15 protein-coding genes are annotated in these 12938 nt (G+C 77.3%); 6 read left to right on the top strand and 9 right to left on the bottom strand.

Annotation, left to right across the window (positions count from 1 at the left end):
* Window positions 1–13 precede the first annotated feature (13 nt).
* Both ACI78R_RS22205 and ACI78R_RS22200 read left to right on the top strand, forming a co-directional pair.
* Complete coding sequence (locus tag ACI78R_RS22205) at window positions 14–691, top strand: phosphonate ABC transporter ATP-binding protein (protein WP_457042318.1); 678 nt, start codon at window positions 14–16, stop codon at window positions 689–691.
* Entirely contained in the window at window positions 688–2298 is a 1611-nt protein-coding gene (locus ACI78R_RS22200) for a PhnE/PtxC family ABC transporter permease (RefSeq protein WP_457042317.1), read from the top strand. Before ACI78R_RS22205 ends, ACI78R_RS22200 begins: the two co-directional genes overlap by 4 nt.
* A 102-nt stretch (window positions 2299–2400) precedes the next feature.
* Here ACI78R_RS22200 and ACI78R_RS22195 read toward each other — a convergent pair whose 3' ends face one another.
* The 3 genes from ACI78R_RS22195 to hrcA are packed head-to-tail and all read right to left on the bottom strand — an operon-like array spanning window position 2401 to window position 5339.
* Complete coding sequence (locus ACI78R_RS22195) at window positions 2401–3168, bottom strand: 16S rRNA (uracil(1498)-N(3))-methyltransferase (RefSeq protein WP_457042316.1); 768 nt, start codon at window positions 3166–3168, stop codon at window positions 2401–2403.
* The gene (gene dnaJ / locus ACI78R_RS22190) at window positions 3165–4301 is read right to left on the bottom strand and encodes a molecular chaperone DnaJ (RefSeq protein WP_073419185.1); all 1137 of its coding nucleotides are present in this window, start codon (window positions 4299–4301) and stop codon (window positions 3165–3167) included. The genes ACI78R_RS22195 and dnaJ overlap by 4 nt, the downstream gene beginning before the upstream one ends.
* A 15-nt stretch (window positions 4302–4316) precedes the next feature.
* Window positions 4317–5339 carry a heat-inducible transcriptional repressor HrcA gene (gene hrcA / locus ACI78R_RS22185; RefSeq protein WP_073419184.1) on the bottom strand — a complete coding sequence of 341 codons (1023 nt, stop codon included), beginning with the start codon at window positions 5337–5339 and terminating at the stop codon, window positions 4317–4319.
* A 65-nt stretch (window positions 5340–5404) separates the two neighbouring features.
* Here hrcA and ACI78R_RS22180 point away from each other — a divergent pair, with 65 nt between their 5' ends.
* Both ACI78R_RS22180 and ACI78R_RS22175 read left to right on the top strand, forming a co-directional pair.
* A complete protein-coding gene (locus ACI78R_RS22180; RefSeq protein WP_457042315.1) occupies window positions 5405–5920 on the top strand; it encodes a type II toxin-antitoxin system VapB family antitoxin in 516 nt (171 codons plus the stop codon).
* A gap of 32 nt (window positions 5921–5952) precedes the next feature.
* Window positions 5953–6390 carry an N-acetyltransferase family protein gene (locus tag ACI78R_RS22175; protein ID WP_457042314.1) on the top strand — a complete coding sequence of 146 codons (438 nt, stop codon included), beginning with the start codon at window positions 5953–5955 and terminating at the stop codon, window positions 6388–6390.
* A 239-nt stretch (window positions 6391–6629) separates the two neighbouring features.
* Here the strand turns inward: ACI78R_RS22175 and ACI78R_RS22170 are convergent, their stop codons facing one another.
* The 5 genes from ACI78R_RS22170 to hemW all read right to left on the bottom strand — a co-directional run bounded on the left by ACI78R_RS22170 (window position 6630) and on the right by hemW (window position 11319).
* The gene (locus ACI78R_RS22170; protein ID WP_457042313.1) at window positions 6630–7280 is read right to left on the bottom strand and encodes a response regulator; all 651 of its coding nucleotides are present in this window, start codon (window positions 7278–7280) and stop codon (window positions 6630–6632) included.
* Window positions 7277–8389 (bottom strand): sensor histidine kinase, encoded by a 1113-nt coding sequence (locus ACI78R_RS22165; protein WP_457042312.1) that lies wholly within the window; start codon window positions 8387–8389, stop codon window positions 7277–7279. Before ACI78R_RS22165 ends, ACI78R_RS22170 begins: the two co-directional genes overlap by 4 nt.
* A gap of 18 nt (window positions 8390–8407) precedes the next feature.
* Entirely contained in the window at window positions 8408–9148 is a 741-nt protein-coding gene (locus tag ACI78R_RS22160) for an ABC transporter permease (protein WP_457042311.1), read from the bottom strand.
* Window positions 9145–10026 (bottom strand): ABC transporter ATP-binding protein, encoded by an 882-nt coding sequence (locus ACI78R_RS22155; protein WP_457042310.1) that lies wholly within the window; start codon window positions 10024–10026, stop codon window positions 9145–9147. The genes ACI78R_RS22160 and ACI78R_RS22155 overlap by 4 nt, the downstream gene beginning before the upstream one ends.
* Before the next feature lie 69 nt (window positions 10027–10095).
* A complete protein-coding gene (gene hemW, locus ACI78R_RS22150; protein WP_457042309.1) occupies window positions 10096–11319 on the bottom strand; it encodes a radical SAM family heme chaperone HemW in 1224 nt (407 codons plus the stop codon).
* Between the two features lie 47 nt (window positions 11320–11366).
* Here hemW and ACI78R_RS22145 point away from each other — a divergent pair, with 47 nt between their 5' ends.
* Both ACI78R_RS22145 and ACI78R_RS22140 read left to right on the top strand, forming a co-directional pair.
* Window positions 11367–12149 carry an enoyl-CoA hydratase-related protein gene (locus ACI78R_RS22145; protein ID WP_457042308.1) on the top strand — a complete coding sequence of 261 codons (783 nt, stop codon included), beginning with the start codon at window positions 11367–11369 and terminating at the stop codon, window positions 12147–12149.
* Between the two features lie 32 nt (window positions 12150–12181).
* Window positions 12182–12337 carry a hypothetical protein gene (locus ACI78R_RS22140; protein WP_175562792.1) on the top strand — a complete coding sequence of 52 codons (156 nt, stop codon included), beginning with the start codon at window positions 12182–12184 and terminating at the stop codon, window positions 12335–12337.
* 120 nt (window positions 12338–12457) lie between these two features.
* Here ACI78R_RS22140 and ACI78R_RS22135 read toward each other — a convergent pair whose 3' ends face one another.
* The gene (locus ACI78R_RS22135; RefSeq protein ID WP_073419178.1) at window positions 12458–12832 is read right to left on the bottom strand and encodes a PH domain-containing protein; all 375 of its coding nucleotides are present in this window, start codon (window positions 12830–12832) and stop codon (window positions 12458–12460) included.
* Window positions 12833–12938 lie beyond the last annotated feature (106 nt).

Below are 12938 nucleotides of genomic sequence, written 5' to 3'. Positions count from 1 at the left end.
CGCGCTCGACGGGGTGGACCTCACCGTGCGCCCGGGCGAGCGGGTCGCCGTCGTCGGGGCCTCGGGCGCCGGCAAGTCGACGCTGCTGGCCGTGGCCAACGGCGGGGTGCCGCCGTCGGCGGGCGCGGTGGAGGTGCTCGGCCGCGACCCCGCGGCGCTGCGCGGGCGGGAGCTGCGCCGGCTGCGGGCCCGCGTGGGCACCGTGCACCAGTCGCTGGAGCTGGCCGGGCCGCTGCGGGTGGTGCACGACGTCAACGCCGGCCGGCTCGGCGCCTGGTCGACGGCCCGCGCGGCGTGGTCGCTGGTGCGGCCGCAGGGCGTCACGGAGGTGCTGGCCGCGCTCGACCGGGTGGGGCTGGCCGACCGGGTCTTCGACCGCACCGACACGCTCTCGGGCGGCCAGCGGCAGCGGGTGGCCGTGGCGCGGGTGCTCGTGCAGCGGCCCGACCTCGTGCTGGCCGACGAGCCCGCGTCGGCGCTGGACCCGCTGCTCGCCGACCGGGTCCTGGGGCTGCTGGCGGAGACGGCCGGGCGCGGCGGGGCCCTGGTCGCGGCGCTGCACGACCCGGCGCTGGCGCTCCGGCACTGCGACCGGGTGGTGGGTCTGTCCGGCGGCCGGGTGGTGCTGGACGCCCCGGCCGCCGCGCTGTCGGTGCCCGACCTCGCCACCTTCTACGGGACGCCGGCGTGACCGCCGTGCTGTCCCCGCCGGCGACGGCGACACCCCCGCTGCGGCGCGACCGGCGGCGCTGGGCGTGGGGGCTGGCCGCCCTGGCCGCCGTCGGCTGGTCGCTGGCCGCGGCGCTCGACGGCGAGGTGCTCAACCCGGCCGGCGGCGCCCAGGCCGGCCGGTTCGCCGCGGCCGCGCTGTCCCCCGCGCTCGACGGCGCGTTCCTCGGCGTGCTCGCCACCGCCGCGCTGGTCACCCTCGCCTACGCCGTGCTGGGCACCGCGCTGGCGCTGCTGCTCGGGGCGCTGGGGGCGGTCGCGGTCGCGCGCACCACCTGGGGCCGGCGGCGGCTGGGCTGGGCGGTGGCCCGTGGCGTGCTCGCCGTCCCGCGCGGGCTGCACGAGGCGGTGTGGGCGCTGCTGCTGGTCAACGTGCTCGGCCTCGACCCGTGGGTGGGCGTGCTCGCCATCGGCGTGCCCTACGGCGCGGTCACCGCGAAGGTGTTCGCCGACCTGCTCGACGAGGTGCCGCGCGGCCCGTACGAGGCGCTGCTGGCACAGGGGGCGGGCCGGGTCCCGGCGGCGCTGTACGGGCTGCTGCCGCGGGCGGCCGGCGGGCTGCTGTCCTACGCGTTCTACCGGCTGGAGTGCGCGGTGCGCTCGGCCGTGGTGCTCGGCCTGATCGGCGCCGGCGGGCTGGGCTACCAGCTGGCGCTGTCGTTCGCCTCGCTGCGCTGGGCGGAGGTGTGGACGTGCGTGTACGCGCTGGCGCTGCTGTGCCTGGCGGCCGACGTCGCGGGGCGGGCGGTGCGCCGCCGGGTGGCCGCGCCGCGCCGGCGGGCCGGGGCGCTCGCCCGCGACCGGGTGCTCACCGCCGCGCTCGCCGGGTCCGCGGCCGCCGTCGCCGGGGCGTGGTGGTACCTGGCGCCGACGCCGGCGTCGCTGGGATCGGCCCGCACCCGGGAGCAGGCCGCGTACGTGCTGGGCGCCGCCTGGCCCCCGGCGGCCGACGGCGACCTGCTGCGCGAGGTGGGCCGGCTCGCCGTCGTCACGGTGCAGATGTCGGTGCTGGCCGTGGCGCTCGCGCTGGCCGGGGCGGTGCTGCTGGCGGGGGTCGCGGCGCGGCCGCCCGCGGCCGGTCCCGGGCGGCGGCTCGCCGGGGCGCTGGTGCGGGCGGCGCTGCTGGTGCTGCGTGCGGTGCCGCCGCCGGTGTGGGCGCTGGTGTTCGTCTTCGTGCTGCTGCCCGGCGTGCTGCCCGGGGCGCTCGCGCTCGGCGTCTACACCCTCGGCGTGCTCGGGCGGCTGGCCGGCGAGGCGGTCGAGGAGGCCGATCCGCGCCCGCGGGCCGCGCTCACCGCGCTGGGCGCCCGGCCGGCGTCGCGGGTGCTCTACGGGGTGGCGCCGCGCGCGGCGGGGCCGGTGCTGGCGTTCGCGCTGTACCGGTGGGAGGTCGCCGTCCGGGACACGCTGCTCGTCGGGCTGCTCGGTGCCGGCGGGCTCGGCGCGCTACTCGCGTCGCGGCTGGCCGTCTTCGACTGGCCGGCGGTCACCACCGTGCTGCTCGCGACGATCGCGCTGACCCTCGCCGTCGACCTGGTCAGCGACCGGGCCCGCCGCGCCCTGCGCTGAGTGCCCGCACGATCAGCCGGGCTCACCGCACCGCGTCCTGGATCAGCGTGGGAGGTGAGCCAGGACGCAGCACGATCAGGCCACCTGATCGTGCTGCGCCGCTCAGCTCCAGCGGGTGCGGACCGACAGGGCGGCGAGCGCGGCGGCGCCGGCGGTGGAGGTCCGCAGCACCTCGGGGCCGAGCCGCACGGCCTGGGCACCGGCGGCGCGCAACGCCACGACCTCGCCGTCGGTGAGCCCGCCCTCGGGCCCGACGACGACCGCCACCGTGCCGCGGGAGGGCACGTCGACGCCGGACAGCGGCCGGCGGGCCTGCTCGTGCAGCACCAGGGCGAGGTCGACGTCGGCGAGCTCGCCGCACACCTGGCGGGTGGTCATCAGCTCGCCCACCTCGGGCACCCGCGGCCGGCGGGACTGCTTGGCCGCCGCCCGCGCCGCCGCCCGCCACTTCGCCAGGCCCTTGTCGACACGGTCCTCGCGCCAGCGGGTGACGCAGCGGGCCGCGGCCCACGGGACGATCCGGTCCACGCCGAGCTCGGTGGCCAGCTCCACGGCCAGCTGCCCGCGGTCGCCCTTGGGCAGCGCCTGGACGAGCAGGAACTCCGGCTCGGGCGCGGGCACCTCGTGGCGGGCGGTCACCTGCAGGCGCAGGCCGCGCGGGCCGGCGTCGAGGACCGTGCCCTCGACGACGGTGCCGCGGCCGTCGCCGACCCGCACCGGCTCCCCGGCGGCCAGCCGCAGGACGTCGACGGCGTGCCGGCCCTCGGCGCCGTCGACCAGGACCTCGGCCGCCTCGGGCAGCTCGTCGAGCAGGAACAGCGGCGAGCCGTCCTGCACCGGGCGCTGGTCGTCGGCGGCCGGGGCCGTCACCGGAAGGGCTTCCGGACGCGCGAGAACAGCCCGCCGTGGCCCTCGCCGGCGGGCTCGCGGCGGTCCTCCCCGCGCAGCGCGGCGAGCTCGCGCAGCAGCTTCTCCTGCTCGGCGTCGAGCTTGGTGGGGGTCTGCACGTCGACGTGCACCTGCAGGTTGCCCCGGCCGGTCGCGCGCAGCCGCGGCGCGCCCTTGCCGCGCAGCGTCGTCACGGTGCCCGCCTGGGTGCCGGGGCGGACGTCGACGTCGGTCTCCTCGCCGTCGAGCAGCGTCAGCGGCAGCGTGGTGCCCAGCGCCGCGGCCGTCATCGGCAGCGTGACGTGGCAGTGCAGGTCCTCGCCGTCGCGGGTGAAGACCTCGTGCGGGCGCTCGCGGATCTCGACGTACAGGTCGCCGGCCGGGCCGCCGCCGGGGCCGACCTCGCCGCGGCCGGTGAGCCGGATCCGCATGCCGTCCTCGACGCCGGCGGGCACCTTCACCGGGATGGTCCGGCGGGCGCGCACGCGGCCCTCGCTGCCGCACTCGGGGCACGGGTCGGGGATGACCTGGCCGGTGCCCGCGCAGGTCGGGCAGGGGCGGGTGGACACGACCTGGCCGAGGAAGGAGCGCTGCACGCTCTGCACCTCGCCGCGGCCGGAGCAGGTGGCGCAGGTGGTCGGGTGGGTGCCCGGGGCGGTGCCGGCGCCGCTGCAGGTGCCGCAGAGCACCGCGGTGTCGACGGTGATGTCCTCGGTGGTGCCGAAGACCGTCTGCTCCAGGTCGAGCTCGAGCACGATGAGCGCGTCGTCGCCGGCGCGGACCCGGCTGCGGGGGCCGCGGCCGCCCACCCCGCCCCCGAAGAACGCGTCCATGATGTCGCCGAGCCCGCCGAAGCCGGCCCCGCCGAACGGGGAGCCGGCGCCGGCGCCGGCGCTGCTGTCGAAGGGGTCGCCGCCGAGGTCGACGATGCGGCGCTTGTCCGGGTCGGTCAGCGCCTGGTAGGCGCGGCTGACCTCCTGGAAGCGCTCCTTGGCCTCGGGGTCGGGGTTGACGTCGGGGTGCAGGTCGCGCGCCAGCCGCCGGTAGGCCTTCTTGATGTCGGCGTCGGACGCGCCCCGGGCGAGCCCCAGGACGCCGTAGTAGTCGGTTGCCATCAGGTGTTCGAGTCCTCAGCTCTCGGCCAGCAGGTGGCCGACGTAGCGGGCCACGGCGCGCACCGCGGCCATGTTGCCCGGATAGTCCATGCGGGTCGGGCCGACGATGCCGAGCCCGCCCAGTGCGCGGTCGCCGGTGCCGTACCCGACGGAGACGACCGACGCGCCCGCGAGCGCCTCGTGCGCGTTCTCCTCGCCGATGCGCACCAGCACCGTGCCGCCGCTGTCGACCTCGCTGATCAGCTTGAGCACCACGACCTGCTCCTCGAGCGCCTCGAGCAGCGGCCGCAGGCTGCCGGGGAAGTCGACGGCGACCCGGGCGAGGTTCGCCGTCCCGCCGACGACGAGCCGGTCCTCCCCTGGCTCGACCAGCGTCTCCACCAGGGCGGCGCCGACCGCCGCGACGAGCGCCCGCAGGTGCGGCGGGGCGGTGTCGAGCAGCTCGGGCACCTTGCCGCCGGCGTCGGCCAGGCGCGCGCCGGTGAACGCGGAGTTCAGCAGCGCCCGCAGGTCGGCGACGTCGTCGCGGGCCACGTCGGCGGGGCACTCGACCACGCGTTGCTCGACCCGGCCGGTGTCGGTGATGAGCACCAGCAGCAGCCGCGAGCCGGTCAGCTGCACCACCTCGAGGTGGCGCACGGCGCTGCGCGACAGCGTCGGGTACTGGACGACGGCGACCTGGTGGGTCAGCTGCGCGAGCAGCCGCACCGTGCGGCCGAGGACGTCGTGCAGGTCGACGGCGCCGTCGAGGAACCGCTCGATCGCCTTGCGCTCGGCGCCCGACAGCGGCTTGACCGACGACAGCCGGTCGACGAACAGGCGGTAGCCCTTGTCGGTGGGCACCCGGCCGGCGCTGGTGTGCGGCTGGGTGATGTAGCCCTGCTCCTCGAGCACCGCCATGTCGTTGCGGATGGTGGCCGGCGAGACGCCCAGGTCGTGGCGGTCGGCCAGGGCCTTGCTGCCCACCGGGTCGTTGGTGGAGACGAAGTCCTGGACGATGGCCCGCAGGACCTGGAGCCGGCGTTCGTCGTGCGCCACGGTGACACCTCCCCGTACCGGTCGACGTCTGCCGTGCGGGCCGCCGCGGGGCGGCCCCGGCGGCGGTGCCGGCGGCCCCGGAGGGCTGGCACTCGCACGGACTGAGTGCCAGCCCAGCATACGACCGGCGGGGCGTTCCGTCGCGGAGCCGGACGGGCGCCACACCCTCCGGGGGGCGGCGGCGGGCTCCCCGGACGGTGGATAGGGTGGCCGCGGACGGTGCCGGTGCGGGGTGGTCGGACGGAGGTCGGGCCCTGATCTTCAAAGCGGTGCGCAACGGGCGTCCCTATCCCGAGCACGGCCTGTCCACCAAGGACTGGGCGATGATCCCGCCCCGTCAGATCCGGCTCGACACGCTGGTCACCACCAAGAGCGAGCTGGCGCTGGACACGCTGCTGGCCGACGACTCGACGTTCTACGGCGACCTGTTCCCGCACGCCGTCCAGTGGCACGGCGACCTCTACCTGGAGGACGGGCTGCACCGGGCGCTGCGGGCGGCGCTGCAGCAGCGCACGGTCATCCACGTGCGGGTGCTCGACCTCGACGCGCTCATGCCCGCCGACCCCACCCGTCCCCTCTGAGCGCCGTCCCGGCCGACCTCGGCGGCGGGGTCGTGCTGCGCCGGATGGTGGCCGCCGACCTGCCGGCCGTCGTCGCGCTGCTGACCGACGACGTGCTCGGCGCCGGCCGGGAGACCGCCGACCCGGCGCCCTACGAGCGGGCGTTCGCCGCCGTCGACGCCGACCCCGCGCACCTGCTGGTCGTGGCCGACGACGGCGGCACGGTCGTCGGCACGCTGCAGCTGTCGTTCCTGCCGGGGCTCTCCCGCGGCGGGGCGCTGCGGGCGCAGGTCGAGGGCGTGCGGGTGGCCGCGGCGGCGCGCGGGCGGGGACTGGGTGAGGCGATGCTGCGCTGGTGCGCCGCGGAGGCCCGCCGCCGGGGCGCGGCGCTGCTGCAGCTCACCACCGACGTCCGCCGTCCCGACGCCCGGCGGTTCTACGAGCGGCTGGGCTTCGAGGCGTCGCACGTCGGGATGAAGCTGCCGCTGTAGGCCGCGACCGCAGCGGCCGGGGTCAGGTCCAACTCCCCTGTCCGGCGGGGTGGGCCGCTCCTAGCGTCGGCCCATGACTCGGAAGCCGATGCGGTGCCGGTTCGGGATGCACTCCTACGTCCGGCGCCCACCCGACCGCGAGCGGCCCTCCGGGCCGGACGACAAGGTGTGCCGGCTCTGCGGGAAGCAGACCGGCGCTCCGTTCGGGAACGCCCCGTGGGTACTCCCCGGCTGACCGTCTAGAGCCAGCCCTTGTCCGCGGCGACGCGGGCGGCCTCCACCCGGGTGCGGGCGCCGGTCTTGCCGATCGCCGAGGACAGGTAGTTGCGCACGGTGCCCTCGGACAGGAACAGCTTCCGCGCGATGTCGGCGACGGTGGCGCCGTCGGCGGCCTCGCGCAGCACGTCGGCCTCGCGCCCCGACAGCGGTGTGGCCCCGATGGCGAGGGCCGCGGCGGCGAGGTCGCGGTCGATGACCCGCTCCCCCGCGACGACGGCTCGGATGGCCTTCGCCAGCTCGGCCACGGGGGCGTCCTTGACGAGGAACCCGGCGGCGCCGACCTCCATGGCGCGGCGCAGGAAGCCGGGCCGGCCGAAGGTGGTCAGCACGACCGCGCGCACGCCGGGGAGTTCCGCGGCCAGCTCGCGGGCGGCCTCCAGCCCGTCCTGCCCGGGCATCTCGATGTCGAGCAGGGCGACGTCGGGCCGGTGCTCGCGGGCGGCGGCCAGCACCTCGTCGCCGCGGCCGACCTCGGCGACGACGGTGAGGTCGGGCTCGAGCTCCAGCAGCGCCCGGAGCGCCCCGCGGACCATCGACTGGTCCTCGGCGACGAGCACCCGGATGACACCGGTCGCGCCGTCGGCCCCGCCGCCGGTCACGCCGTCGGTCACGGGGCCGTCCCGGCCGGCACGGGGGCCAGCGGGAGGACGGCGCGCAGCTCGTAGCCGCCGTCGCGCCCGGCGCCGCCGGTGAGCGCCCCGCCGAGCTTGCCGACCCGCTCGGCGAGGCCGGCCAGCCCGGAGCCGGGCTCGGTGTCCTCGGCCGGGCCGCGGCCGTCGTCGGCGACGGTGAGGACCGCCTCGACGCCGTCGTCGGTGAGCGTGACGGCGACCGCGCGGGCGCCGCTGTGCCGCAGCACGTTCGTCGTCGCCTCGCGGACCACCCAGCCCAGCGCCGCGTCGACCGGCCCGGGCAGGGTGGGCACGCGGGCGGGCAGCCGGACGGCGATGCCCGCGCCCGACAGCGCCGAGCGCGCCTCGGCGAGCGCCTGCGCGCAGCTGACCTGGCGGTAGCCGCTGACGGCGTCGCGCACCTCGGCCAGGGCCCGCCGGGCCACCCCCTCGACGTCGGCCATCTCGGTGCGGGCGCGCGCCGGGTCGGCCTCGGCCAGCCGGCCGGCGAGCTCGCTCTTGAGCGCGATGAGCGACAGGCTGTGGCCGAGCAGGTCGTGCAGGTCGCGGGCGAAGCGCAGCCGCTCCTCGGCGACGGCGTTGCGGGCCAGCTCCTCGCGCGCCGCGGCGAGCTCGGTGTTGACCGAGACGAGGTGCCGGGTGCCGAGCAGCGCGAACGCCGTGAGCACGCACATCACCGGCAGGATGAAGAGGTTGGCCAGCTGCCCGTCGGCCGCGACGACGGCGACGCACACGGCCGCGGCGCCGACGACCGCCCACCACACCCGGCGCTGCGGCAGGGCCACCGCCGAGGCGGCCGACACGTAGATCATCAGCCCGGCCCACGACGGCCCCATCGCGACGGCGAGCCCGACGCCGAGCGCCCCGACCACCGCCAGCCGGACCAGCGTCCCCTCGGTGCGGCAGCCGCCGAAGGACCGGCGGAACACGTCGAGGTAGACGACGGTGAACGCCAGCAGCGCCGCGCCGGCCAGCACGCGGACCGCCAGGGGCCGCTCGGTGGTGACCAGCTCCGCGGCGGGGAAGACCTGGAAGAGCAGCCAGGGCAGCGACCAGCCGATCTGCTGCCAGCGGCTGTGGACGTCCACGGCGCGACCGTATCCGGGTCAGCCGGCGGTCGCGGTCAGCGGGCGACGGCGCGCGACCCCGACCGCGAGCGCGGCGAACGCGACGGCGAACCCGGTGAGCAGCGCCAGCGGCAGCACCGCGGGCACCCCGCCGGCGGCGACGTCCCGGCCGGCCTCGGCGTACCAGTACGAGGGCAGGACCTGCGCGAACGCCCGCAGCCCCGACGGGAACAGTTCGACCGGCACCCACAGTCCGCCCAGCGCGGCGAGCACGGTGGTGAGGATGCCGATCGCGCCGCCGGCCGCCTTCTCCTCCAGCGCCCAGCCGAGCAGCAGGCCCAGCGCGACGAACACCGCCGAGCCGAGCCACAGCACGCCCACCAGCCCCGCCCACTCCGCGGCGCCGAGCCGCACGCCGTTGACGAACCGGCCGACCCCGGCCACGACCAGCAGCGGCGGGAGGGTGAGCAGCATGCCGACGGCGACGTCGACGGCGACCACCGTCGTCTGCGGCACCGGCGTCACCCGAAGCTGGCGCAGCCAGCCCGACGCCCGGTCGAACGACAGCCGGACCGTGGCGCCGAGGGCCGCCCCGATGGCGCCGTAGGCCATCATCGCGACCATCGTGGCGGCCGCCTGCTCCTGGCTGACGCCGCCCGGCGCACCGGCGAAGACCTGGGTGAAGAAGACGGTGAACGCGGCCGGCAGCACCACGGTGAACAGCAGGTACTGCCGGTTGCGGCCGACCCGGCGCAGCTGGAAGGCGAACAGCGGGCTCATCGGGCGGCTCCCGTCGTGAGGCTGAGGACGGCGTCCTCGAGGCTGGCGCCGCGGACCTCGAGGTCGGTCAGCGGGACGCCGGCGTCGAGCAGCCCGCGCAGGGTCGCCTCGACGTCGGTGGTGGTGAGGGTGACGACGCCGCCCCGCCGGGTGCCGGCGGTGACCCCGGGGACGTCGTCGGGGACCCGGTCGGCGGTGAGCCGGACGCTGCGCCCGGCCACCGCGGAGCGCACGGCGGCCGAGGACCCGTCGGCGACGACCCGGCCGCCGGCGAGGACGACCACGCGGTCCGCGACGGCGTCGGCCTCCTCGAGGTGGTGGGTGGCGAAGACGACGGTGGTGCCGCGCGCGGCGAGGTCGCGCATCGTGGCCCAGAAGGCGCGGCGTCCCTCGACGTCCATGGCCGAGGTGGGCTCGTCGAGGAGCAGCAGCGGCGGCTGGCCGGCCAGCGCGAGGGCCAGCATCACGCGCTGGCGCTGACCGCCGGACAGCGCGTCGACCGGCCGGCCGAGCAGCCCGCCGATCCCGGTGGTGGCGACGAGGTCGTCCAGCGGCCACGGGTCGGGGTAGCTGCGGCGCACCAGGTGCACGACCTCCCCGACCCGCGCCTCGCCGGGCAGCCCGCCGTGCTGCAGCATCGCGCCGACGCAGCCGGCGCGGACGGCGTCCGCCGGGGCGCGGCCGAGCACGCGGACCCTCCCGGCGGCCGGGCGCACCAGCCCGAGGACCGCGGAGACGGTGGAGGACTTGCCGGCACCGTTGGGGCCGAGCAGCGCGACGGTCTCGCCCTGGCCGATGCGCAGGTCGAGGCCGTCGACGGCGAGCACGTCGCGGTGGCGGACGGTGAGACCGTCGACGTCGAGGGCGTCCGAGGGCATGCGCCGAGCCTGGCCGCGGGGCCCGCCCGGGCAGTAGTGCGGGACGTCGTCGTCCCGCCGTGACACCTGTCAGTCGGTCAGGTCACGGACGACGGCGTCGGCGAGCAGGCGGCCGCGGTCGGTGAGCACCGCGCGCCCCGCCTCGTGCGCGCCCGGGTCGAGCAGGCCGCGGGCGACGGCGTCCGCGGCGCGCAGCCGGCCGGCGTCGGACAGCGCCGTGAGCGGCAGGCCGTCGCGCAGCCGCAGGCCGAGCATGACCGTCTCCAGCGCCCGGTCGGCGGGCTCGAGCACCTCGCGGTCGGCGGCCGGGCTCTCCCCCGCGGCCAGCCGCTGCGCGTACGCGGCCGGGTGCTTGACGTTCCACCAGCGCACGCCGCCGACGTGGCTGTGCGCGCCCGGGCCGATCCCCCACCAGTTGGCGTTGGCCCAGTAGAGCTCGTTGTGGCGGCAGCGGGCGGCGTCGCCGCGCGACCAGTTGCTGACCTCGTACCAGTCGAACCCGGCGCCGCGCAGCACGGTGTCGGCCTGCACGTAGCGGTCGGCGAGGACGTCGTCGTCGGGCATGGGGAGCTCGCCGCGGGAGATGCGGCGGGCCAGGCGGGTGCCGTCCTCGACGATGAGCGCGTAGGCGCTGACGTGGTCGACCGGCGCGGCGAGGACGGCGTCGAGCGAGGTGGCCCAGTCGGCGTCGGTCTCGCCCGGCGTGCCGTAGATGAGGTCGAGGTTGACGTGCTCGAAGCCCGCGGCGACCGCCTCGCGCGCGGCCTGCGCGGCCCGGCCGGGGGTGTGCCGGCGGTCGAGGACGGCGAGCACGTGCTCGGCCGCGGACTGCATGCCGAGGCTGAGCCGGGTGAACCCGGCCGCGCGCAGGGTGGCGAGCGACGCCGGGGTCACCGACTCGGGGTTGGCCTCCGTGGTCACCTCGACGCCGGGGGCGACGGGGAACAGCTCGCGGACGGCGGCCATGACGGCGGCGAGGTCCTCGGCGGGCAGCAGGGTCGGGGTGCCGCCGCCGACGAAGACGGTGGAGACCGTCGGCAGGTCGGGGCCGAGGACCTCCGCGGCGCGGCGCAGCTCGGCGATCGCGGTGCCGGCGTACTCGGCGCGGTTGGCACCGGGGCCGAGCTCGTCGGAGGTGTAGGTGTTGAAGTCGCAGTAGCCGCAGCGCGTGGCGCAGAAGGGCACGTGCAGGTACAGGCCGAAGGGCGTCGTCGTCAGGTGCTCGCGAGCGCCGGCCGGGAGTGCGTCGTCCGCCGGCGGCCGCGCCGGCAGCAGCGGCAGGGTGGTGGTCATCTGCTCCCAGTGTGCCGCGCGGCCGCCACCCCGGGCAGGATGCCCGGGTGAGCTCTGCGCCCGTGGGTGAGGACCGGCTGCTGCAGGTGACCGTCGCGGGGGGCGTGGCCCGGCTCGTCCTGGACTCCCCCGCCAACCGCAACGCGCTGTCCCGGGCGATGCGGGCGCAGCTGCGCGGGGCGCTGGACGCGGCGCTGGCCGACGACGCCGTCCGCGTCGTGGTGCTCGACCACACGGGGCGGGTGTTCTGCTCCGGGATGGACCTGTCCGAGGCGGCCGGGGCGGGCGCGGGCGACCAGGGTGTGCGGGAGCTGCCCGACCTGCTCGAGACGATCTGGACCTCGCCCAAGCCGGTGCTGGCCGTGGTCCGCGGGCCGGCGCGAGCGGGCGGGGTGGGGCTCGCGGCCGCCTGCGACGTGGTGGTCGCGGCGTCGACGGCGACGTTCGGGATGTCGGAGGTGCGGCTCGGGCTCGTGCCGGCCGTCATCTCCGCCGTGGTGCTGCCGCGGATGCTGCCGCACGTGGCGCACCGGCTGATGCTCACCGGCGAGGTGTTCGATGCGCCCGCCGCGGCCGCCGGCGGGCTGGTCGACCTCGTGGCCGCCGACGACGAGCTCGACGCCGCGGTGGACGTGCAGGTGCGGGCGCTGGCCGCCGGGTCGCCGTGGGCGCTGGCCGAGACGAAGCGGCTGCTGCGCGCGGGCGGGCTGCGGGGCTCGTTCGACGACCTGCTCGAGCTCTCGGCGCGGGCCTTCGCCGGCGAGGACGGGCAGGAGGGCATCGCGGCGTTCCGGGAGAAGCGCCCGGCCCGGTGGGTGCCCTCGCTCTAGCGCCGGGCCCGTCCCCGCGGGACGCTGCGGCCGTGACCACCCCGCCCGAGGACCCGCGCGAGCGGTTCCGCACCCTCCCCGAGCCGGTCCGCTCCGAGGACACCGTGACCTCGCTCGACACCGACGCGCGGCCGCTGCTCGACGACGGCGACGCGCGCGACGCGCTGCTCCGCGAGGCGGGCGGCTGACCTCCCGGACATCTCCGGCCGGGTGGCCTCCCCGGCCGGGTGGCCTCCCCGGCCGGGTGTCCTCCCCGGCCGGGTCGTGCTCTGCCCCGCCCTCGTGGGCAGAGCACGACCAGCCCTGGGTCAGAGGACGCGACTGGCGACCAGCTGGCCGAGGGCCCGGATGTCGGAGTTGCCCTTGAACTCCAGCCGCACCTTGCCCAGGCCGCTGAACCACAGGTCCAGCTCGGCGTCGAGGTCGAAGGTGCCGGCCGTCTCGACGGAGAAGGCCTGGATCTTGCTGTACGGCAGCGAGGTGAAGTCCCGCTTGCGGCCGGTCATGCCCTGGATGTTGACCGCGATCAGCCGCTTGTCGGTGAAGACGACGAAGTCGCGCACCGTCTTGAAGGCGTAGTACAGCTGCTCGCCCGGGACGAGCAGCGGGGCCACGTCACCGGCGACGTCCTGGGGGTTGCACTGGCTCAGCTTGAAGACCGAGCCGCTGGAGAAGTCGATCACCCGGACACGCTAGGTCGCCGCAACGTCACCGTCCGCCTCCCACGCCGCCGCGGTGTCCCGTTGCTGCGGCGGGTCGTGCTCTGCCCCGCCCCCGTGGGCAGAGCAC

Source organism: Geodermatophilus sp. SYSU D01106, assembly GCF_054049995.1.
Note: the sequence above shows the minus strand (reverse complement) of the source record. Positions and strands in the feature narration are given on the sequence as shown.